The organism is Kitasatospora sp. NPDC023176 (genome assembly GCF_055560495.1).
This window is the reverse complement of record NZ_JBVHIP010000030.1, coordinates 1-22804: the sequence shown is the minus strand read 5'-3', so window position 1 is coordinate 22804 and position 22804 is coordinate 1. Positions and strand designations below refer to the sequence as shown.

The 22804-nt window shown below is 74.4% G+C and carries 13 protein-coding genes; 2 read left to right on the top strand and 11 right to left on the bottom strand.

The features are described from left to right. Positions 1-148: 148 nt before the first annotated feature. The 3 genes from ACZ3YL_RS31605 to ACZ3YL_RS31595 all read right to left on the bottom strand — a co-directional run bounded on the left by ACZ3YL_RS31605 (position 149) and on the right by ACZ3YL_RS31595 (position 2796). Positions 149-1381 carry an NAD(P)/FAD-dependent oxidoreductase gene (locus ACZ3YL_RS31605; protein WP_465660638.1) on the bottom strand — a complete coding sequence of 411 codons (1233 nt, stop codon included), beginning with the start codon at positions 1379-1381 and terminating at the stop codon, positions 149-151. A 172-nt stretch (positions 1382-1553) separates the two neighbouring features. Further along, positions 1554-1985 (bottom strand): nuclear transport factor 2 family protein, encoded by a 432-nt coding sequence (locus ACZ3YL_RS31600; protein ID WP_188308518.1) that lies wholly within the window; start codon positions 1983-1985, stop codon positions 1554-1556. A gap of 7 nt (positions 1986-1992) precedes the next feature. After that, positions 1993-2796, bottom strand: coding sequence for an MBL fold metallo-hydrolase (locus ACZ3YL_RS31595; RefSeq protein WP_465660636.1), 804 nt, complete (start codon positions 2794-2796; stop codon positions 1993-1995). Between the two features lie 395 nt (positions 2797-3191). Between ACZ3YL_RS31595 and ACZ3YL_RS31590 the strand changes: the two genes are divergently transcribed. Beyond that, positions 3192-6269 (top strand): SpaA isopeptide-forming pilin-related protein, encoded by a 3078-nt coding sequence (locus ACZ3YL_RS31590; RefSeq protein WP_465660634.1) that lies wholly within the window; start codon positions 3192-3194, stop codon positions 6267-6269. 90 nt (positions 6270-6359) lie between these two features. Here ACZ3YL_RS31590 and ACZ3YL_RS31585 read toward each other — a convergent pair whose 3' ends face one another. Then, positions 6360-6929 carry a hypothetical protein gene (locus ACZ3YL_RS31585; RefSeq protein ID WP_188308515.1) on the bottom strand — a complete coding sequence of 190 codons (570 nt, stop codon included), beginning with the start codon at positions 6927-6929 and terminating at the stop codon, positions 6360-6362. 275 nt (positions 6930-7204) lie between these two features. Here ACZ3YL_RS31585 and ACZ3YL_RS31580 point away from each other — a divergent pair, with 275 nt between their 5' ends. Continuing rightward, positions 7205-8056, top strand: a complete 852-nt coding sequence (locus tag ACZ3YL_RS31580) for a PhzF family phenazine biosynthesis protein (protein WP_188308514.1) — start codon at positions 7205-7207, stop codon at positions 8054-8056. A gap of 56 nt (positions 8057-8112) precedes the next feature. Here the strand turns inward: ACZ3YL_RS31580 and ACZ3YL_RS31575 are convergent, their stop codons facing one another. The 7 genes from ACZ3YL_RS31575 to ACZ3YL_RS31545 form a co-directional block, all read right to left on the bottom strand. Continuing rightward, a complete protein-coding gene (locus ACZ3YL_RS31575; protein WP_188308523.1) occupies positions 8113-9342 on the bottom strand; it encodes an aminotransferase-like domain-containing protein in 1230 nt (409 codons plus the stop codon). Between the two features lie 65 nt (positions 9343-9407). Continuing rightward, the gene (locus ACZ3YL_RS31570) at positions 9408-10538 is read right to left on the bottom strand and encodes an alpha-hydroxy acid oxidase (protein ID WP_465660632.1); all 1131 of its coding nucleotides are present in this window, start codon (positions 10536-10538) and stop codon (positions 9408-9410) included. Beyond that, entirely contained in the window at positions 10535-11677 is a 1143-nt protein-coding gene (gene hppD / locus ACZ3YL_RS31565) for a 4-hydroxyphenylpyruvate dioxygenase (protein ID WP_465660630.1), read from the bottom strand. Before hppD ends, ACZ3YL_RS31570 begins: the two co-directional genes overlap by 4 nt. Positions 11678-11811: 134 nt before the next feature. Further along, on the bottom strand, positions 11812-13107 hold the full coding sequence (locus ACZ3YL_RS31560) for an MFS transporter (RefSeq protein ID WP_465660628.1): 1296 nt from the start codon (positions 13105-13107) through the stop codon (positions 11812-11814). 40 nt (positions 13108-13147) lie between these two features. After that, positions 13148-14176 carry a pyridoxal phosphate-dependent aminotransferase gene (locus tag ACZ3YL_RS31555; protein WP_188308510.1) on the bottom strand — a complete coding sequence of 343 codons (1029 nt, stop codon included), beginning with the start codon at positions 14174-14176 and terminating at the stop codon, positions 13148-13150. Next, positions 14176-15222, bottom strand: a complete 1047-nt coding sequence (locus ACZ3YL_RS31550) for an SAM-dependent methyltransferase (protein WP_188308509.1) — start codon at positions 15220-15222, stop codon at positions 14176-14178. Before ACZ3YL_RS31550 ends, ACZ3YL_RS31555 begins: the two co-directional genes overlap by 1 nt. Positions 15223-15331: 109 nt before the next feature. Continuing rightward, positions 15332-22804, bottom strand: a 7473-nt coding sequence (locus ACZ3YL_RS31545; protein ID WP_465660626.1) for an amino acid adenylation domain-containing protein, incomplete at its 5' end; no start/stop codon positions are given.

The following is a 22804-nucleotide window of genomic DNA, read 5'->3' as shown; positions in this document are numbered from 1 at the left end:
TGTCGGCCACGCCGCACCGGGCATGGATCACCGTGGCTGGAGGGATACAGCAGAGCCCTCGGGGACGCTCGGCGGTGTTACTCCGGGGGCTTTGCGTTGCCATCGGCGTGCGATCTCAGGTCGCGCGGCGGCGGGTGTTCGTTCTCGCTCACACTTCCCCGAGCGGAACGCCCGGGTCGGCCAAGCGATCGGCGTCCACCACCCGCTTGGAGACGATGAGTTCGCGGATCGGGTCGGTGACGTCCCAGACGTTGACGTTCATCCCGGCCAGCACCCGGCCGCCGGACAGCCAGAAGGCGATGAACTCGCGGGTGGCCGGGTCGCCGCGGAACACCACCCGGTCGTAGCCGCCGGGTTCGACGTAGCCGACGTACTCCAGACCGAGGTCGTACTGGTCCGAGAAGAAGTACGGAACACGGTCGTACACCGCGTCCGGCTGCCCGAGCATGGCGCGGGCGGCGGTCTGCGGCTGGTTGAGGGCGTTGGCCCAGTGCTCGACCCGGATGTGCCGGTCGAACAGCGGGTGGTAGGCGTTGGCGGCGTCGCCGGCCGCGTAGACGTGGGGGTCCGAGGTGCGCAGGTGCCGGTCGGTCTTGATGCCGTTGCCGACCTCCAGCCCGGCGGCCTCGGCCAGGGCGGTGGCGGGGGAGATGCCGATGCCGACCACCACCGCGTCGGCGGCCAGCCCGGTGCCGTCGCCGAGCCGCACCCCGCTCACCGTGCCGCCGTCGCCGGTCAGTTCGGCGACCTGTACGCCGAAGCGCAGCTCCACGCCGTGGTCGCGGTGCAGGTCGGCGAAGACCTGGGCGACCTCCCGGCCGAGCACCCGCAGCAGTGGCAGCTCCAGTGACTCCAGGACGGTGACCTCGGCGCCCGCCGTACGGGCGGCGGCCGCCACCTCCAGGCCGATCCAGCCGGCGCCGATCACCGCGATCCGGGCGCCCGGGCGCAGCGCGGCCTTGATCCGGTCGCTGTCCTCGACCCGGCGCAGGTAGAGCACGCCGTCCTGGTCCGCGCCGGGCACGGGAAGCCGGCGCGGCACCGAGCCGGTGGTCAACAGCAGCTTGTCGTAGGCCACTTCACCGTCATCGGTGAGGGTCACGGTGCGGGCGGCCGGGTCGACGGCGGCCACCGCGGTGCCGAGGCGCAGGGTGACGTCGTGCTCGGCGTACCACTGCGGCGGGTGGACGTAGATCTTCTCCCGGGCCTCCTTGCCGAGCAGGTACCCCTTGGACAGCGGCGGACGTTCGTACGGGCGCTCGTGCTCCTCGCCGATCAGTACGATGCCGCCCCGGTACCCGGCGTCGCGCAGTGCTTCGGCCGCCTTGGCACCGCCCAGGGAGGCCCCGACGATCACGATCGGCCGCTCGCTGCCCGTCATGCCCAACTCCTCGTTCGCCGTGGAAGATCCGTTGCGGACCGGGGCCAGCCTGCCGCCGTCCGGGTGGTGTGTCGAGACCGCGCCGGGCGCGCCGCGCCATGCTCGCCCGTTCGAGTGAACGGTGCGGTCGGTGCGGTCGGCGCGGTCGCCCGGTTCACCCCGGCCATCCGGTTCACCCGGTCATCGCGTCCCTGACCAGCGCGGTGTCGGTGAACTGTTCGAAGCGGACGATCCGGCCGCCGCGCACCACGAAGTGGTGGGCGACCCGGACCGCGAGCGGTCTTCCGGTGGCCTTGTGGACGGCCGTGTAGCGGGCCAGGACCACCACGTTCTCGCCGTCCACCACATAGGTGTCGTCGTGCGCCGTCCAGTCGTCCCACTCGGCGGCGAGGCGCTCCATGACGTGGGCGGTGACCTCCTTCGGGGTGCGGTAGGTGCCGGCCAGCGGGAAGCCCGCCATCTCGGTCCACTCGACGTCCTCGGCCAGGGTGCTGCGCAGCGCGGCCAGGTCGCCCCGGGCGGAGGCCAGGTACTGGCGGCGCACCACGTCGGCGGGGGCGGCGGACTCGGCGAAGGTGACGACGTCCCTGGGGATCTCGATCATCGCGCGCTCACCCCCAGGCCATCTCGCCCTTGGCGACCTTGGTGCCGATGTCGACCGCGATCCGCAGCCCCAGGTCCGGGAAGCGCCGCTCCAGGGCCTCCTTGGCGGCGGCCGCGTCGGCGGTGCGGCCCAGTTCGGTCTCGAAGGCGCGCAGGTAGGCGCGGGTGTGGTCGATGGCGTTGAGGTCGGTGGGCGCGTCGGCGACCCGGTGGCCGGCCGCCACCCAGGTCGGGTGCAGCGCCTCCATGCCGTCCAACAGGTCGATCCAGGCGGCCCGTTGGGCGGCGGTCGGGGTGTCGGCCGTCCACACGTGCAGGCCCTCGAAGAGCAGCACCCCGCCGAGCACCGCGCGGTGGTGGTGCTGCCACAGGTAGTGGCGGTCCGGCAGGTGGAAGTCGGCGCCGCGCAGCTCGAAGCGGTGGCCCTCGAAGACGATCTCGTCCCCCGGCAGCACCTCGGGCCGGACCAGCCGGGTCGGCAGCTCGGGGCCCAGGTGCGACCAGGCGCTCAGCTTGGCCTCGAAGGTCTCCTGGATGTGCTCGACGGTCGAGGCGGTGGCCAGGAACCGCGCCTGGGGGAAGGCGTCCTGCACCTCCTGGGCGCCGAAGTAGAAGTCCGGGTCGCCGTGGCTGATGAAGACGGTGGTCAGCCGCTTGCCGCCGGCCCGTACCCGCTCGACCAGGCGGCGCCCGTCGGAGCGGGTGAACCCGGCGTCCACCAGCAGGGCGTCGTTCGGGCCGGTGACCAGGACGGCGGTCTTGTTGAGCGAGCTGTCGGGGGCGTCGATGATCTCGAAATCAAGGGCACTCATGCGCCCACCTCGCTTCGCTCGGCGAGCGCTTCGCGCAACACGCACCTTTCGATGATTCGTTCACGTCGTTCACTCATGCTGATGGCAGTCCTTCCTCGGGCCGGGCACGCCTCGTCGCCAGGATCCGTGCCCGCGCCGGTGCCCGCATCCGGAAGGCCGGACGGCCCGGCGGGTGCTGCCGATCGGGTGCACTCCGCCCCTGCCAGGGCGACACCCCGTGCGCGTCGCGGACGCCCGGGGCTGCGCCCCAGAAGACTTCCAGGGCCCCATCGTGTTCACGTCAGGAGAGGACCGAGGTGAAGCCCAGCCAGAGAGCGGTGCCAGCCGTCACCTGGAGACACCGACTAGGCAAGGCGATGAGTTCCGCGCTCGCCTTGACGCTCGTACCCTTCGCAATGTCACTCATCGCGCCGACGGCGGCCTCGGCGGCCGGTCTTCCGGGCGGTCTCGGGCCCTGCCTGGGCGCGGACTGCCCGGCGACGTTCCCCCCGGTCAACAACGGCCCCTTCGCGGGCCGCGACGCCGGGGTGAACATCTTCGTCGGCGGCGACTTCAACGTCAGCGGCTCGGCCGCCGAGGCCGAGGGACACGTGGTGACCCTCGGCAACTTCTCCCAGAACAAGGCCGCCGGCGTCAGCTCCGTCTACAACATCGGCATCGTCGGCGTCGGCTCCCGGGTGCCCCCGCCGGACGGCGCGGACTTCCTCACCACCGGCGGCAACGTCACGATCGCCCCGGGCCAGACGCTGCTGGCGGAAGGCGGCGTCGTCCGCTACGCGGGTACCGCCACCGGCACCATCAACGGGACGAAGACCCAGGACGCCCAGGCGGTGGCCGCCTACACACCGCTGCGCGGCCAGTTGCAGACGGCGAGCGAGTGCTACGCCGGGGTCGGCACGCCCCGCCCGGCCACCGGGACGGCCGTCAACCAGGGCTACCAGACCCTGTTCACCGGTGACGGCACCTCCGCACTGCAGGTCTTCAACGTCGACTTCGACCTCGTCGGCAACGGCGGTTCCACCCAGGGCATCGCGTTCGCGAACATCCCCGCGAACGCGACGGTGCTGGTCAACCTGGTCGGCGGCGCCCGCACCATCAACACCTACAGCGGCAGCTTCGACGACAACGACCCGTGGAACCAGCTGCGTTCGCGCCTGCTGTGGAACTTCCCGGCCGCGACGACCGTCACCCTCACCGGCTCCGGGCAGTTCCAGGGCAGCGTGCTGGTCGGCAACCCGGCCAGCACCAGCACGATGAGCCTGCCCGGCCTGAACGGACGGTTCTTCACCACCGGTTCGCTGCTGCACAACTCCGGTTCCGGCATGACCGGCACCGAGTTCCACGCCTACCCCTTCAACGGCGACCTGCCCGACTGCGGCAACCCGCCGGCCCCGACCGCGTCCACCAGCGTGACCAAGGTCGACTCGGCCGGCTCCCAGCCGCTGGCCGGCGCCACCTTCCAGCTGTGGCGGGAGACCAACGGCGTCGCCGGGCTGCAGACCACGGGCACCACCCCGGACACCAAGGTCGGCGCCCCCTGCACCACCGGGGCGGACGGCGTCTGCTCGGCGGGTGACCTCCCGCTGGGCACCTACTACTGGCAGGAGACCGCGGCCCCGCCCGGCTACGACCTGCCGTCGCCGCCGGTGACGACGGTGGTGCTGGACACCAACGGGCAGAACGTCCCGGTGACCGTCGCCGACACCAAGTCCCCGGTGGTGGAGACCGCGTCGACCAGCGTGACCAAGGTCGATGCGGCCGGCTCGCAGCCGCTGGCCGGCGCGGTGTTCCAGCTGTGGCGGGAGACCAACGGCGTGCCCGGCCTGCAGACCACGGGTGCCAACCCGGACACCGCGGTCGGCTCGCCGTGCACGACCCCGGCCTCGGGCGTCTGCTCCGCGACCGGCCTGCCGCTGGGCACCTACTACTGGCAGGAGACCGCCGCCCCGCCCGGTTACGACCTGCCGGGGCTCAATGTCACCGAGGTGGTGCTGAACACCAACGGGCAGAACGTCGCGGTCACCGTCGCCGACACCGCGACGGCGGCTCCCATCGCCGGCACGACCGTCACCAAGGTGGACTCCGGCACCGGGCAGCCGCTGGCCGGTGCGGTCTTCCAGCTGTGGCGGGAGACCAACGGTGTGGCCGGGCTGCAGACCTCGGGTGCGAACCCGGACACGGCGGTCGGTTCGCCCTGCACCACGCCCGCCTCGGGGGTGTGCTCGGCCGACGGCCTGCCGCTGGGGACGTACTACTGGCAGGAGGTCTCCGCGCCCAACGGCTACGAGCTGCCCGACCTGAACGTCACCACCGTGGTGCTGGACACCAACGGGCAGACCGTCGCGGTGACCGTCCAGGACACCCGGACCGTCGCGCCGACCGGCGCCACCTCGGTGACGAAGGTGGACTCCGGCAGCGGGCAGCCGCTGGCCGGTGCGGTGTTCCAGCTGTGGCGGGAGACCAACGGTGTGGCCGGGCTGCAGACCTCGGGTGCGAACCCGGACACGGCGGTCGGTTCGCCCTGCACCACGCCCGCCTCGGGGGTGTGCTCGGCCGACGGCCTGCCGCTGGGCACGTACTACTGGCAGGAGACCGCGGCTCCGGCCGGCTACGACCTGCCGTCGCCGCCGGTGACGACGGTGGTGCTGGACACCAACGGGCAGAACGTCCCCGTCACCGTGCAGGACACGAAGACGGTCACGCCGATCGGCTCGACCTCGGTGACGAAGGTGGACGCGGACACGGGCCGGCCGCTGGCCGGGGCGGTGTTCCAGCTGTGGCGCGAGACCAACGGGGTGCCCGGACTGCAGACGACCGGGGCCAACCCGGACACGGCCGTCGGCTCGCCCTGCGTCACGTCCGACACGGGTGTCTGCTCCGCCGACAACCTCGCGCTGGGGACGTACTACTGGCAGGAGACCGCGGCCCCGCCCGGCTACGACCTGCCGTCGCCGCCGGTGACGACGGTGGTACTGGACACCAACGGGCAGAACGTCCCGGTCACCGTGCAGGACACGAAGACGGCCGGGCAGACCGGCAGCACGACCGTCACCAAGGTGGACGCCGAGACCGGCCGGCCGCTGGCCGGTGCGGTGTTCCAGCTGTGGCGCGAGACCAACGGGGTGCCCGGACTGCAGACGACCGGGGCCAACCCGGACACGGCCGTCGGCTCGCCCTGCGTCACCTCCGCCACGGGTGTCTGCTCGGCGGACAACCTGCCGCTGGGCACCTACTACTGGCAGGAGGTCATCGCACCCCCCGGCTACCAGCTGCCGGAGGACGCGGTGAGCACCGTCGAACTGACCAAGGACTGCCCGTGCGTGGAGATCACGGTCAAGGACAGCAGGAAGGGCCACCCGGAGCCGTGCCCGCCGGAACCCTGCCCGCCGGAGCCCTGCGACCCGCCGTCCCACGAGTGGGACACCCAGGCCGACCGCATCCCGCTGCCCGGCCTGCCCGGGAGCCGCGTCTGACGGACCGCCGCCGCGCGTGAGCGCCTGAACCGATGACGTGGCCGGAGGAGCCGAGGACGGCGCCTCCGGCCACCGGCGTTGCCAGCGGCGTCAGTGGCGGGTCCAGAGGGTGAGGTCGCTGCTGGTGGCCACGGCGAGGGTGCGGCCGGTGGGGGAGAAACCGGCGGCGCGGAAGGTCGACCAGGAGGAGTGGAAGACGTGCCACCAGGTCTCACCGTGCCGCCCGCCGCGGGCGGGCTCCGCGCCGTGGGCGAGCAGCACGCGGTGGTTCGGCCACTCGGGCGCCACGACGTCGGCCCGCCAGCCGTCGTCCGTCCCGGTGTGCGGGCCACCGCCCCACAGCCCGGCCACCGGGATCCGGACGTCGGCCACCGGGCCGATGCCGGGGCAGGAGAGGTCGGGGCCGTCCGGGTCGTCCTCCGGGTCGTACTCGCGCTCCAGCTTCTCGCCGGTGACTGCGTCGAACAGGCCGTGCCCGCTGCTGGAGACGGTCAGCACGAGGTCGTGCCCGGTACCGGGGTGGACGGCGAAGCCGATGCCGAGCAGTCCGCCGACCGGGACGGTCCCCCGGCCGACCTGCCGCCACGGATCCGGCGCGGGAACCACCTCGGCGGCGAGGAGCCGGTCGCGGAGCTCTTGCTGGTACGGGGTCAGGGCCATGCGGATGATCATCCCATCGCCCGGCGGAACGCTACCGCGCCGGGCCCAGCCGCAGCACCGCCAGCGCCCCGACCGCCGCGTACCGCCGGCCGCCGGCCGCGGTCAGCAGGCCCAGCAGCGCGGACGGGCCGCCCCGGCCGGTGCCGATCGGGGCGCGGGCGGTACATGCTCTACCAGCTGGACCTGTCCGGCAGCGCCCGGCTGGGCTCGGACTTCCTGGAGGCGGTGCTGCGGTGAGCGGGAACAGTGATCACCCGGCGCACGTTCGTCCGGTCATGACCGACGATGCTCCTGAGATCCTCCGCTACGCGGCCTTCTCGACCCGCCCCGAGGGCGGCAACCCGGCGGGCGTGGTGCTGGACGCCACCGGACTGACCGGCGAGCGGATGCTCGCCATCGCCGCCGAGATCGGCTACTCCGAGACCGCCTTCCTGACCCCCGGTGACTCCCAAGACGCCTACCGGGTGCGGTACTTCAGCCCGCTCGTCGAGGTGCCGTTCTGCGGGCACGCCACGGTGGCCGCCGCCGTCGCGGTGGCCGGGCGGACCGGCCCCGGGCGGTACCTGTTCGGCACGGCCGCCGGGGACGTCCCGGTCGAGGTGGAGCACGGCGCGGACGGCCTGCGGGCGACGCTGACCAGCGTCGAGCCGAAGGTCGAGGAGGTGCCGGAGGCGGACGTCCAGGAGGCGCTCGCCCTGCTCGGCTGGTCGGCCGCCGACCTGGACCCGGCCCTGCCGCCGCGGATCGGCTACGCCGGGGCCCGGCACCTGGTCCTCGCGGCCGGCACCCGCTCGCGACTGGCCCGGCTGGACTACGACTTCGACGGGCTGGCCGCCTACATGCGTGCCCGCGACCTGGTCACCCTGCAACTGGTCTGGCGCGAGGCCCCGGACGTCTTCCACGTCCGCGACCCGTTCCCGGTCGGCGGCGTGGTCGAGGACCCGGCCACCGGCGCGGCCGCGGCCGCCTTCGGCGCCTACCTGCGCGAGCTGGGCGCGGTGACCGCGCCGGCGGTGCTGACGCTGCACCAGGGCGAGGACCTCGGCCGCCCGGGGGTGCTGCGGGTGGAGCTGCGCGCGGAGGACACCCGGGTGCGGGTCTCCGGCGCGGCGGTGGCGATCCCGTAGGGCCGGGAGGGCCGGGACGGGGGCGCCGGTGGCCGGCGCCCCCGTCCCGCGCCGGCTCAGGACCGGGCGGCGATCAGGGCGGCCAGGCCGTCCAGCCCCCGGTCGAGGGTGGCCGGGTCGACCTGGCTGACCGACAGCCGCAGTTGCCGCTCCCCGCCCGCGCCCGGGTAGAAGTGGCACATCGGGGTCCAGATCACCCCGTACCGCGAGGCGGAGAGCTCCAGCAGCGCGTCGTCCACCACACAGGGCACCGTGAGCACCAGGAAGAACCCGCCGCGCGGCTCGTTCCAGCTCACCCCGCCGCCGGGCGGGAAGCGCCGGGCCAGGCCGTCCAGCACCAGGGCCAGGTTGCGCCGGTAGAGCGCGGCGACCTCGGTGTTGGCGGCCCGCAGGCTGAAGCCGTGTTCGAGCAGTGCCCCGCCGACCACGGCCTGGGCGATCGGCGAGGTGTTCACCGTGGTCATGCTCTTGATCATGCCGAGCAGGTCGGCCAGCAGGACGGTGCCGCCCGCGCCGTCCGCCACCAGCTGGTCCGCCACCACGTACCCGACCCGGGCGCCCGGCAGGGCCGTCTTGGCGAAGGACCCGAGGTGGACCACCCGCCGCCCGGTGTCCAGCGCCTTGAGCGAGGGCAGTCGGTCCTCGCCCGCGAAGACGCAGTACGGGTTGTCCTCCAGGATCAGGAAGTCCTCCGCGGCGGCCAGCGCCAGCAGCTCCCGGCGCAGCGCCGGCGGCAGGCTGGCGCCGCTCGGGTTGGCGACGTCCGGCACCAGGTAGAGCGCCCGGGGGCGCAGCCCCTCGGCCCGGGCGGCGGCCAGCTCCCGCCGCAGGTCGGCGAGGTCCACGCCGTCCGGGCCGTCGGCCACCGGCCGCACCGGCAGGTCCGCCAGCAGGGCGGCGCCGGTCAGCCCGACGTAGGTGGGCGAGACGGCCAGCACCACGTCCTCGGGACCGCGGCGCAGCGCCCGCAGCACCAGGAACATCGCCTCCTGGCAGCCGACCGTCACCACGATCGACTCGGCGGGCACCTCGACGCCCTCGTCCACCGCGAGGTGGGCGGCGATCAGCTCGTGGATGATCCCCTTGGTCCGCCCGTACTGGAGCACCTGGCGGCGGGCCGCCTCCTCGGACAGGCCGCGTTCGGCGCGCAGGTGCGCGACGTAGCGGTCCAGGTGGCGGTGGACGGCGTCCAGCTCGAAGAACTGCTCGGCCGGGCGGCCGGCCGCGAAGGAGACCGCCTCCGGGTAGCGGATGGAGATCTCGTTGAGCAGGTTCATCGAGGTCATCGCCGGGTCGGCGAGGGAGGGGTGGAGATCGGTCAGCCGCAGCTCGTGCGGTGGGGCGACAACGCTCACGGGGCACTCCAGGCGGGGCAGGGCAGGGGGGTGGTGCGCAGGGTGGTGGCGGCGGCGAGGTCGGCGCAGCCGGCCAGGCCGAGGGCGTGCCGCAGCTCGGCGGACAGCAGCTCCAGCACCCGGGTGCAGCCCGCTTCGCCGTCGGCGGCCAGGCCCCAGATCGCCGGGCGCCCGAGCAGAACCCCGGACGCCCCGAGGGCCAGCGCGGCGAGCACGTCCGAGCCGCCGCGCACCCCGCTGTCCAGCAGCACCTGGCAGTCCCGGCCGGCCAGCGCGTCGGCGACGGCGGGCAGCGCCGTCAGCGAGGGAACCGCCCGGTCGAGCTGGCGGCCGCCGTGGTTGGAGACCACCACGGCGGCGGCGCCCAGATCGGCGGCCCGCAGGGCGTCCGCCGGGTCGAGCACCCCCTTGACCACCAGCGGCAGTCGGGTGTGCCGGCCCAGCCAGCCGAGGTCGGCCCAGGTGACGGCGGGGGAGAGCAGTTCGGCGGTGTGCGCGGCCACCGCCGAGACGTCGGCGGTGGCCCGGTGCGCCCGCCCGGCGGCGCCGTCCTCCAGCAGGGCGGCGCGGACGTCGCCGGGCAGGGCGAAGGCGTTGCGGGCGTCGCGCAGCCGGCGGCCCATGTACGGCACGTCGGCGGTGACCACCAGGCACTCGCTGCCCGCCGCCTCGGCCGCCGCGACCAGGTCGAGCAGCCGCGCCCGGTCGCGCAGCCAGTACAGCTGGAACCAGAGGGTGGCGCCGGTGGCCGCCAGCTCGTCGAACCCGACGCTGCTGAGCGTGCCGACGGTGAACGGCACCCCCGCCGCGGCCGCCGCCCGGGCCGAGGCGAGTTCGCCCTCGGGGTGGAACAGGCGGTGGTAGGCGATCGGCGCCACCGCGACCGGCAGCGCCGACCGGCTGCGCACCAGGGTGGTGGCGGTGTCGCAGGCGGAGACGTCGGCCAGCACCCGGGGCACCACGGCCAGCCGCTCGAAGGCCGCCCGGTTGGCGGCGAGGGTGCGCTCCCGCTCCGCGCCGCCGGCCAGCCAGTCCCAGACCTCGGGGGCCAGGGCGGCCCGGGCGGGGCCGGCGTAGTCGGCGACGCAGAGCGGGAGTTGACGGTCCGTCGGAGTCGTGACGCTCATCCGGCCACTTCGCTGGCGCTGCGCTGGAGTTCGACGGCCTCGTAGAGGGCGCGGATGTTGTTGCTGCCGAAGTTGCGGGCCCGGATGCGCTCGATCACCTCGAAGAAGAAGGTGCCGCGCGGGTGTTGGGAGCGGGTGAAGATCTGGAACAGCTGGCCGTCGTGGTCCTGGTCGACCAGCAGGTTCAGGTCGCGCAGCTCGTCGAATGAGTGCCGCAGCGGGGTGAGCCGGGCGGGCAGGGCGTCGAAGTAGGCGCCCGGGGTGCGCAGGAAGGGCACGCCGCGGGCGGCCATGGTGGAGACGGAGCGGACGGCGTCCTCGGAGGAGAAGGCCACGTGCTGCACCCCGGCGCCACCGTGGTCGGCCAGGAAGGAGGCGATCTGGCCGCCGGCGTCCGGGGTGAGCGGCTCGATCAGGGTGAGGGTGACGCTGTGGTCGGGGCTCTGTACGACCATCGAGTCCATGCCGAGCGCGCCGACCTCGATCCGCTCCTCGAAGACCATCCGGAAGCCGAAGACCTCGCAGTAGTGCCGGACGGTGTCGCGCAGTTCGCCGGAGGGGACGCAGACCGCGAAGTGGTCGACGGAGCGCAGGCCCACCGTGCCGTCACCGCCGGCCGGGACGGCTTCGGGCAGGCCCGGTATCCGGTCGGCGGGGACGCCCGGGCCCCGCTCGATCAGGGTGTGCACCACGTCGCCGAAGGCGCCGACCACGGCGGTGACGCAGCCGTCCGCGGCCTGCGGCGGGCGCAGCCCGTCGGCGCCCCGGCCGGTCAGCGCCCGGTAGGCGGCGGTGGCGTCCGGCACCCGCAGGGCCAGCGCGGCCACGCCGTCCTGGTGCCGGGCCAGGTAGTCGGTGGCGGGGTGGCCGGCGGCCAGCGGCTGGGTGAGCAGCAGCCGGATCGCGGCCTGGCCGAGCAGGGCGGAGACGCAGCGCTCGGCGCTCTCGCCGCGCTCGGTGGGCGGGACGAGCAGGTCGAAGCCGTACTCGGCGGTCAGCCGGGTGACGTCGGCGGCGAGGTCGGTGACGTAGAACTCGACGTGGTCCAGGGCGAGCGGGAGCGGGGCGTCGGCAGTGGCGTCCGTGACGGTCGTGGCGGTCGTGGCGGGCGCGGTGTCGGGAGAGGAACGGTCGGGCATCTGAGGGGCTCTCTGGTGAGGAGTGCGCGGAGGCCCACCCCGGCGGCGGTGCGGTGCGGCAGGGCCGCCGCCGGGGCAGGCCGGTGGCGTGGTGGGTGGAGCGTGGAGCGGGGTGTGTGGGTGGTGGCGGTCGGTCAGGTGGACTGCAGGCGCGGGGCGGGCTCGGCGTCCTGAGCCGGCTCCCCGGCCCGGTCCGCGGTGAGTGCCCCGGCGGGCTGCTCGGCCGGCTCCTCCTCGTCGTCCTCGTCCTCGACGGCGGCGTCGGGCTTGCCGAGCAGGTAGAGGCCCGACAGCAGCGCGCCGACGACCATCGCGGCGAGCACCGTCCGGAAGTCCAGCGCGGCCACCAGGCCGGCGCCGACGCCGATGGCGATCGCCTGCGGGGCGGTGAGCGAGAGGTTGACGGCGGCCTGGGTGCGGCCCATCAGGTGCGGCGGGGTGAGCGACTGGGCGGCGGTGGCCAGGCCGACCACGCCGGCCGGCATGCCGGCCCCCGCGATCAGCAGACCGGCCGACACCACCCAGACCGAGGGCGCCAGCAGCAGCAGGGCGCCGACGCCGAAGGTCGCCGAGCCGAGCATGACGGTCCTGCGGGGGCCGAGCTTGCCGATCAGGATGCCGCCCAGCACCGAGCCGCCCAGCGCCCCGACCGCCTCCACCGTCTCCAGCACGCCGAGGAACTGCGGCGAGCGGTGCAGCCCGTGCTGGATGAGCGAGAACAGCACCGGCTGGAGGAAGCTGAGCACGGTCGCGGTGGCGGTGGTCGCGATCAGCAGCGGCAGCAGCGAGGCGGTGGTGCGCAGGTGCTGGAAGCCCGCCAGCACCTCGGTGCGCCAGTGCCGGCCGGAGGGCTCCGGCCTGGCCTCGGGCGCCCGCAGCGCCAGGAAGGCCAGCGCCGCCGCGAGCAGGATGACGATGTCGACCAGGGCGACGGCCCGGCCGCCGAGCCACCCGTACAGGCCGGAGCCGACCAGCGGCGCGACCAGGGTGGTGCCCGCGCGCATGGTCTGGGTGAAGCCCACGGCCGCCCCGAAGTCCTGACGCTCCGTCAATATCGTCCGCAGCATGGCACTCTGGGCCGGGGTGAGGATCGCCCCGGCCAGCCCGTAGAGCACCGCAGTGCCGTAGATGATCCACAGCTGGCCCCGGCCGGCGACCAGCAGCAGCGGCGAAACCGCCACCGCCAGCACGAGGTTGACCGTGACCAGCAGCGGTCGTCGGCGGACCCGGTCGGCGACCAGGCCGCCGAGCGGCAGCAGCAGCATCGGGACGGCGTAGCAGAACATCACCAGACCGGCCGCCGAACTGCTCCCCGTCAGCACCTTGGCCCAGATGCCGAGGGCGATGAAGAGGGCGCTGTCCCCGAGGACGGACAGCGTCTGTCCCGCGATATAGAGCCGGAACTCCGGCCGCGCCAGAAGTGGGTGCATGTCCTGTCCTTCGTTGCTGCGGTGTCGTGGATGGTGCGGGCTAACGGGGTTCGGTGGCGGGCGGGTCGACCAGGGTGAAACCTTCGATCACCGCGTCGTTGGCGTCCTTCTCGCCGACGGCGATCCGGATGCCCTGGCCCGGGTAGAAGCGGACGGCCACCCCGAGCCGCTCCAGCTCGGCCCTGACCGGGAGCTGCTCCTCGGGCGAAGGGGCCGTCACCCAGAGGAAGTTGGTCAGGCTCGGCGGCACCGCCCGGCCCAGGGCGAGCAGTTCGGCCCGCAGCCGCTCGCGCTCGCCGGCGATCTCGGCGATCCGCCGGTCCACCTCGTCCTGGGCCGCGACGGCGGCCAGCAGGCCCGCCTCCTGGAGCCGGTTCACCGCGTACGGCACCTGGACGTCCCGCACCCGCTGCGCCACCGACTCCGCCGCGACGGCGTAGCCGATCCGCAGCGCGGCCAGGCCGTGCGACTTGGAGAGGGTGCGCAGCACCACCAGGTTCGGCCACTCGGCGATCCGGGCCTCGACCTCGGGGGCCGCCCAGCCGCCGGCGAAGTCGACGTACGCCTCGTCCAGCAGGATCAGCGCGGTGGCCGGCACCCGGCGGAAGAACTCGGTCAGTTCGGCCCAGGAGTAGACCGTGCCGGTCGGGTTGTGCGGGTTGCACAGCACGATGATCCGGGTGTGCTCGTCCAGCCGGCCGGCCATCGCGGCCAGGTCGTGCCGGGCGTCCGGGCCGAGCGGGACGGCCCTGGCCTCGGCCCCGGCGATCCGGCAGAACAGCGGGTACGCGTCGAAGCAGGGGTCCGAGTGCACCACGTTGTCGCCGGGGCGGACGACGGCGTGGAAGAGGTCCAGCGCCACGCCGGCCGAGCCGTGGCCGACCACGACCTGCGCGGCCGGCACGCCCTGCCAGTCGGCGATGATCCCGGCGAACCGCTCCGGGCGGAAGTCCGGGTAGCGGTTCAGGTCGGCGACCGCCCCGGCCAGGGCGGCCAGGACCGACGGCAGCGGCGGGTACGGGTGCTCGTTCTGGGCCAGCAGGTGTCTGGCCGTGGACGCGGCGGCCATCAGTCGGCCTGCAGGACGTAGAGCCAGGAGTGCGGGGTGGCCAGCGCCTCGACGCGGTCGATCCGCAGCCCGGCGTCGGTGAACAGCTGCTCGTAGGTCTCCTTGGTGTGCAGCGGGACGCCCATCATCGCGTGCGCCAGCTCGAAGCCGACCGAGAAGACCGGCATCGCGCTCTGGGACTCGCCCGGGCCGCGCAGCATGGTGTCCCCGAGCACGAAGGTGCGGGCCTTCGGGAAGGCCTCGCGCATCCGGGTGAAGATCGAGGAGCGGGTGCTCGGGTCGGCCAGCAGGTCGTGCAGCAGGAAGAAGCTCATCACGGTGTCGACCTCGGCCACCTCGGCGGCCTCGGCGTCGTTGTCGATCTGGGTGCCCAGCAGGCCCAGCACGTCGGCCCGGACGGCGGTCACCCGGTCCCGCATCCCGGCGGCGGCGATGTCGGCGCGGGCGATGTCGGTGGCCGGGCGGCTGATGTCGATGCCCAGGCCGCGGCTGCCCTCGCGCTGGGAGACCACCCGGCGCACCCGGGCGGAGGTGCCGCTGCCCAGGTCGGCGATGGTGCGGAAGTCGATGCCGGAGAGCACGTCGGTCAGCTGGGCGGCGAACATCGACTGGTCGCACTGGGCGGAGCCGAGGGCGACCATCGCCTCGTCGCGGAAGACGTCCGTGTTGTAGTGGTGCGAGCCGGTGCTCAGGTGCCCGGCGCGGCCGAACACGTCGTGGTAGCCGCCGACGGCCCAGGTGAAGTAGCCGCGGGCGGCGGCGATCTCGAGGCCCGCCTCGGTGGGCAGGTAGCCGGCCCCGTCGGCCTTGAGGTAGCCGTAGTCGGTGGCGGCGCGCAGCACGGCCTCGGTGCGGGCGGTGTCGCCGCGCTCGGCGGTGATCGTGGCGGCCGACAGCGCCTCGCCGCGGCCGATCTGCTCCAGCACGCCGATCCGGTCCAGCGCGAAGATCACGTTGGCGGCGATGAAGCCGTTGTAGGCGTCGGTCGACGAGATCGGCGCCGGGGTGACGCCGCGCCAGGTGTCGGGGATGACGGCAGTCTGCATCGGTGTGTCCATTCCTCGTGGTGGGCCGGGTCGCGGCCGCTTGGCGTGGTGGTGCGGGGGTGTCGCGGTCGTGCGGTCGTGCGGTCGTGCGGGGGGACGGCGGGGCGGCTCAGGGGTGGGGCGTGGGCTCCTGCGCCGGGCGGCGCAGGCGGTCGGCGAGCACCGGCCCGATGACCGCGAGGGCCTCCGCCCCGGTCATCGCGCCATGGGTGCTGGGCACCTCGTGGACCTCCAGCCGGCCGCCCACGTGGGCCCGCCAGCTCTCCGGGTCGGGGGCGTCGGCCGGGCGGTCCTTGGCGGCGACGAAGACCAGCGCGTCGCCGTCGTAGCCGGGCAGCGGGGCGTCGCCGGCCAGGGCGAGGTTGGCGAGAAAGACCTCGACCACCCGGGCCACCCCGGCGCCGCTCAGCCCGGCCAGCGGGCCGTCGCCGTGCCGGACCAGCTCGGCGTAGCCCGCCTCGTCGGCCGGCCAGGCGGTGATCTCGCCGGCCTGCTGGCCCAGGGACTCGAGGATCGCGGCGAGCAGCGCCGGGTCGCGGTCGGCCGAATCCCCGGCGTACCGGGCGTACTCGTCCAGCTCCGGGTAGCCGTCCAGGACGGCGAGCAGTTCGACCTGCTCGCCCTGGCCGCGCAGCAGCGCCGCCATCGCGTGGGCCACCGGGCCGCCGAAGGACCAGCCCAGCAGGGCGTACGGGCCCTGGGGGCGCACCGAGCGCAGCTCGGCCAGGTAGCGGTGGGCCATCTCCGCCAGGTCGGCCGGGTGGCGGGAGAGGTCGGCGAGTCCGGGCGCCTGGAGGCCGTAGATCGGCTGCTCGGCGTCCAGGTGGCGCAGCAGGCCGGTGTACACCCAGCTGATCCCGGCCGCCGGGTGCACGCAGAACAGCGGCGGGCGCGAGCCCCGGGTGCGGATCGGCAGCAGCACCGGGAAGGTCTCCTCGGCGGCGGCGCCGTCCCGGGACCCGGCCAGCAGCTCGGCCAGCCCGGCGACGGTCGGCGCCTGGAACAGCGCCCGGACGCCGAGTTCGGCGCTGCCGGTCAGCTCGCGCATCCCGGCGACCAGGCGGCCGGCCAGCAGCGAGTGGCCGCCCAGCTCGAAGAAGTTGTCGTCGATGCCGACCCGCTCCAGACCGAGCACATCGGCGAACAGCCCGCAGAGCACCTCCTCCAGCGGGGTGCGCGGGCCCCGGCCGCCGCCGGCCCGGCCCGGCTCGGGGGCGGGCAGCGCCCGCTCGTCGAGCTTGCCGTTGGGCGTCAGCGGCAGGCGCTCCAGCGGCACCAGGGCGGCCGGCAGCATGTAGTCCGGCAGTTCGGCGGCCAAGTGGGTGCGCAGGGCGTCCAGGTCCGGCGGTGCGGCGGCCGGGGCCGGCACCAGGTAGCCGACCAGGCGCTTCTCGCCCGGGGCGTCCTCGCGGACCACCACGGCGGCCGAGGCCACCTCGGGCCGGCGGCTGAGCACCGAGCCGATCTCGCCCAGCTCGATCCGGAAGCCGCGGATCTTCACCTGGGCGTCGATCCGGCCCAGGTACTCCAGTTCGCCGTCGGCCGTCCAGCGGGCCAGGTCGCCGGTGCGGTACATCCTGGTGCCGGGGGCGCCGTACGGGTCGGCGACGAAGCGTTCGGCGGTCAGCGCCGGGCGGCCCAGGTAGCCGCGGGCCGAGCCGGCGCCGGCGACGTACAGTTCGCCGGGCACCCCGGCGGGCACCGGGCGCAGCCGGGCGTCCAGCAGGTAGAGCCGCAGGTCCGGGATGCCCGCGCCGATCAGCGAACGGGACTGCCCGGCGGCCGTGGCGGCGTCCAGCGGGCGGTAGGAGACGTGCACGGTGGTCTCGGTGATGCCGTACATGTTGACCAGTACCGGAGCGTCCTCGGCGTGCCGCCGGTACCAGGGCGCCAGCCGGGCCAGGTCGAGCGCCTCGCCGCCGAACACCACCCGGCGCAGGGCGAGCCGGTCACCGAGCTCCGGCTCCTCCTGGTCGGCCTGCATCAACTGGTAGAAGGCGGACGGGGTCTGGTTGAGGAAGGTGACCCGCTCGCGCACCAGCAGCTCCAGGAACTCCCGGGGCGAGCGGCTGGTCTCGAAGGGCACCACGACCAGGCTGCCGCCGTGCAGCAGCGCGCCCCACAGCTCCCAGACCGAGAAGTCGAAGGCGTAGGAGTGGAACAGCGTCCAGACGTCCTGCGGGCCCGGGGCGAACCAGTGGTCGGTGGCGGAGAACAGCCGGGCGACGTTGCCGTGCGGGATCACCACGCCCTTCGGGCGGCCGGTCGAGCCCGAGGTGTAGATGACGTACGCCGGGTGGTCGGGGCCGAGGGCCGGGGCGGGGGCCTCGGTGGGCGCCTGCCGCAGTTCGGCGGCCGTCTCCGGGGCGTCGAGCAGCAGCAACGGCAGCTCTGGGTCCGGCAGTCGGGCGGCGGCCGCGGTGGTGGTGAGCAGCAGGGCGGGCGCCGAGTCGCGCAGGGTGTAGGCGATCCGGTCGGCCGGGTAGTCCGGGTCGATCGGCACGTAGGCACCGCCCGCCTTGAGCACCGCGAGCACGGCGACCACCAGCTCCACCGAGCGCGGCAGCGCCAGCGCGACCAGGCGCTCGGGGCCGACACCCCGGCCGGTGAGGACCTGGGCCAGCCGGTTCGCCCGGGCGTCCAGCTCGGCGTAGTCGATCCGCTCGTCCCGGTGGACCACCGCCACGGCCTGCGGGGTCCGGGCCGCCTGGGCCGCGAACAGCTCCGGGAGGGTGCGCGGTTCGAGGGCCGCCGGCTGCTCCCCGGGTGCGCTCCAGTGGTCCAGGATCAGCGTCCGCTCGGCCGGGGTGAGGATCTCCGCCTCGCCGACCGGGCGGGCCGGGTCGGCCACCACGGCGGCCAGCAGCCGCGCGAAGCGCTCGCCGACGGCCGTCACCGTCGCCGGGTCGAACAGCTCCTCGGCGAACTCGACCACCACGCCGATCCCGGCCGGGGAACCGTCCGCGGCCAGTTGCTCGCTGAAGCCGAAGGCCAGGTCGAACTTGGCGAGTTCGGCCGCCGAGGGCTCCAGCCGGGCGGGCAGCCCGGCGAAGGAGGGAGCGGCCTCGGCGTCCGAGCCGGCGCCGAAGGTCAGCATCACCTGGAACAGCGGGTGCCGGGCCGTCGAGCGGGCCGGGTTGAGCACCTCGACCAGCCGCTCGAAGGGCACGTCCTGGTGCTCGAAGGCGTCCAGGTTGGCCAGCCGCACCCGCTCCAGCAGCTCCTGGAAGCTCGGGTCGCCGGAAAGGTCGGCGCGCAGCACCAGGGTGTTGACGAAGAAGCCGATCAGCTCGTCCAGGGCCTCGTCGGTGCGGCCGGCGATCGGGGTGCCGAGCGGGATGTCGGCGCCCGCGCCCAGCCGGCTCAGGGTGGCCGCCAGCGCGGCCTGCACCACCATGAACACGCTGGACCGGCTTGCCAGCGCCAACTCGACGACGGCGGCGTGGAGTTCGGCCGGGATCCGGAACTCCACGGTGTCCCCGCGGCGGGTCGGCGCCATCGGCCGCTTGCGGTCGTAGGGGAGCGTCAGCTCCTCCGGGAGACCGGCCAGGGCCTGCTTCCAGTAGGCGAGTTGGGCGTGCTGGGGGCCGGCCGGATCGTCCTCGGCGCCGAGCAGCTCGCGTTGCCAGAGCGCGTAGTCGGCGTACTGGACGGGCAGCGGCCGCCAGTCGGGGGCGGTGCCGGCGCCGGTGCTGCGGGCCAGGTAGGCGGCGTCCAGGTCGCGCAGCAGCGGGCCGACGGACCAGCCGTCGCTGACGATGTGGTGCATCAGCACCAGCAGCACGTGCTCGTCGGTCGGCAGCGAGAACAGCCAGGACCGGAACGGCAGGTCGACGGCCAGGTCGAAGGACTCCCGGCTCGCCTCCGCCAGGGCCGCCCGCAGGGCCTGCTCGTCGGCCACCGTCCTTTCCCGCAGGGTGGGTCGGGCGCTCTCGGCGATCAGCTGGTGGGGCCGGCCGTCGGTGGTGGGGAAGGTGGTGCGCAGCACCTCGTGCCGGGCCACCACGTCGTTCAGCGCCTCGGCCAGGGCGGCGGTGTCGACCGCGCCGGTCAGCCGGATCGCCAGGGGGGTGTTGTAGAGGGCGCTCGGGCCCTCGAACTGGTCAATGAACCACAGGCGTTGCTGGGCGTGGGAGAGCGGGACCAGCTCCGGCCGCTCCCGGGGCAGCAGCCGGGCCCGCACCGGACCGGCGCCCTCGCCGAGGTGCTGGGCCAGCCCGGCGACGGTCGGGTGGTCGAAGAGGGTACGGATGGGCAGTTCGGTGCCCAGGGCAGTGCGAAGGCGGCTGATCAGTCTGGTGGCGAGCAGCGAGTGGCCGCCGAGGTCGAAGAAGTTGTCGTCGATGCCGAGGGAGGACAGCCCGAGGGTCTCGGCGAACAGCCGGCACAGGGCCCGCTCCCGCCCCGTCCGGGGCGCCCGGCCCTCCGGCGCGCCGGTGTGGTCGGGGACGGGCAGGGCGCGGCGGTCGACCTTGCCGTTGGCGGTCACGGGCAGGGTGTCGAGGGTGACGACGGCCGCCGGGAGCATGTAGGCGGGGAGGCGGTCGGTGAGGAAGGAGCGCAGCTCGCCGGGGGTCGCGGTGCCGGTGACGTAGGCGACCAGGCGCTTGTCCCCGGGCTGGTCCTCGCGGACCATCGCCACCGCGTGGCCCACCGCCGGGTGGGCGGCCAGCGCCGCCTCCACCTCGGCGGGCTCGATCCGGAAGCCGCGGATCTTGACCTGGTCGTCGACGCGGCCGAGGAACTCCAGCACGCCGTCCGGGCTCCAGCGGACGATGTCGCCGGTGCGGTACATGCGTTCGCCCTTGCCGCCGTACGGGCAGGCGACGAAGCGCTCGGCGGTCAGCGCCGGGCGGCCGACGTAGCCCCGGGCCAGGCCGCCGCCCGCGATGTACAGCTCACCGGGCACCCCCGCCGGGACGGGCCGCAGGGTGTCGTCCAGGACGTACAGCCGGGTGTTGGCCAGCGGGCGGCCGATCGGCACCACGGCCGGGACGTCCGCGTCCGGCGTCATGGTGAAGGTGGTCTTGATGGCCGTGGTCTCCGTCGGCGCGTACACCGCGACCACCTCGGTCTCCGGGCACACCTGGAGCAGCCGGCGCACCGCGTCCGGGGGCACCACGTCACCGCCGGTCCAGACCTGGCGCACCGCGCGGAAGGTCTCCGGGGTCTCCTCGGCCAGCAGTCGCAGCAGGCCCGAGGGTGCCTGCACCAGGGTGACGGCGTGCCGGGTGATGGTCGCCGCCAGCGCGGGCAGGTCGAGCTGTCCGGGGGCGGCCAGGACGATCCGCCCGCCGGTCACCAGCGGCGCCCACACCTCGGTGGTGGAGGCGTCGAAGGCGGTGGGCGAGTGCAGCAGGACGCTCTCGTGGTGGCCCTGGTGGAAGTGCCGGTTGGCGAGCAGGTCGACCACGTTGCGGTGGGTCACGGCGACGCCCTTGGGGACGCCGGTCGAGCCCGAGGTGTACATCACGTAGAGCAGCTGGCCGGGGTGGGAGCGCCGGCCGGTGGGGGGCTGGGTGCCGGGGGTGTGGGTGCCGGGGGTCCGGGTGTCGGTGGTAGCGGTGACGTCTACGGCGGTGAGGCCGGCGTCGTCGACTGCGGGGTGGTCGCGGTGGGCCGGATCGACCAGCACGAGCCGCGCCCGGGTGTCGGCGAGGATGTGCCGCATCCGGTCCAGCGGGTAGCGGGCGTCCATCGGGACGTAGGTGCCGCCGGCCTTGGTGACCGCCAGGATCGCCGTCACCAGCTCGGCCGAGCGGTCCATCAGGATCGCGACCGGCTCCTCCACCGCCAGCCCGCGGGCCAGCAGGACGGCCGCCAGGGCGCCGGCCCGGGCGTCGAGTTCGGCGTAGCTCAGCTCCTCGGAGTCGGACACCACGGCGAGCGCGTCGGGGGTGGCGGCGGCCTGGGCCTCGAACAGCTCGGACAGCGTGGTGTCGGCGACCGGGACGGCGGTGTCGTTCCAGCCGGTGAGCAGCCGGTGCCGCTCGGCCGGGCTGAGGATCTCGATGGTGCCGATGGGGGCGTCGGGGTCGGTGGCGGCGGCGTCCAGGACGCGCAGCAGACGCTCGGTCAGGGTGGCGGCGGTGGCGTGGTCGAAGAGGTCCGCCGCGTACTCGACGGCCGCCACCACGCCGAGCGCGGTGCCGTCGTCGCCGTGCTGCTCGGTGAAGTTGAAGTTCAGGTCGAAGTGCGCCTGGGATGCGCCCGCGCCCTCCAGCACCCCGCTCGCCCCGCCCAGGGTGAGCACGGGGGACGGGCCGCTGTTCACGGTCAGGACGGTCTGGAAGAGCGGGTGGCGGGCGGGGGTGCGGGTGGGGTTGAGCTGTTCGACCAGGCGCTCGAAGGGGATGTCCTGGTGGTCGAAGGCGTCCAGGTCGGTGCGGCGGACGCGGTCCAGGAGTTCGCGGAAGCTGGGGTTGCCGGTGGTGTCGGTGCGCAGGACCAGGGTGTTGACGAAGAAGCCGACCAGGTCGTTCAGCGCCTCGTCGGTGCGCCCGGCGACGGGGGTGCCGAGCGGGAGGTCGGTGCCGGCGCCGAGGCGGGTGTAGAGGGTGGCGACGGCGGCCTGGAGCACCATGAACAGGCTGGCCTGCTGGGCGGCGGCCAACTCGCCGAGCCGCTGGTGCAGTTCGGCGTCCAAGCGGTACTCGACCGTTCCGGCGTGGCGGCTCGGGGTGGCCGGGCGCTGGCGGTCGTACGGGAGGGCCAGCTCCTCCGGGGCGTCGGCCAACACCTGCTGCCAGTAGGCGAGTTGTCCGGTCAGCAGGGCGCTGGGCTGCTCCTGGTCGCCGAGGAGTTCGCGCTGCCAGAGGGTGTAGTCGGCGTACTGGACGGGCAGCGGCTCCCACTGCGGAGCGGTGCCGGCGAGGCGGGCCCGGTAGGCGGTGGCGAGGTCGCCCAGCAGGGGGGTGACGGACCAGCCGTCACTGGCGATGTGGTGCAGCAGGAGCAGCAGGACGTGCCGTTCGCCGTCCAGGGAGAACAGCGAGACCCGGATCGGCAGGTCCTCGGCGAGGTGGAACACCTCGCCGGCGGCCTCGGCCAGGGCGACGCGCAACTCCTCCTCGTCGGCCACCCGGCGGGTACGCGGAACGGGCACGGTGTCGGTGACGATCAGCTGGTGGGGCCGGCCGTCGGCGGCCGGGAAGGTGGTGCGCAGCACCTCGTGCCGGGCGACCACGTCGGCCAGCGCCTCGGCCAGCGCGGCGGTGTCGACCGCGCCGGCGAGGCGGGCGACGAACGGGGTGTTGTAGAGGGCGCTCGGGCCCTCGAACTGGTCGATGAACCACAGGCGTTGCTGCGCAGGGGAGAGCGGGACGCGCTCCGGCCGGTCGGCCGGCCGCAGCGCCGGGCGGGCCGCGCCGGAGACGGGCAGGGCCTCGGCCAGGGCGGCCACCGTCGGGCTGTCGAAGAGAGTGCGGATCGACAGTTCGACGCCGAGGGCGGTGCGGATGCGGCTGACCAGTTTGGTGGCGAGCAGCGAGTGGCCGCCGAGGTCGAAGAAGCTGTCGTCGATGCTGAGGGCGGGCACACCGAGGGTTTCGGCGAACAGTGCGCAGAGCGTCCGCTCGGCGGC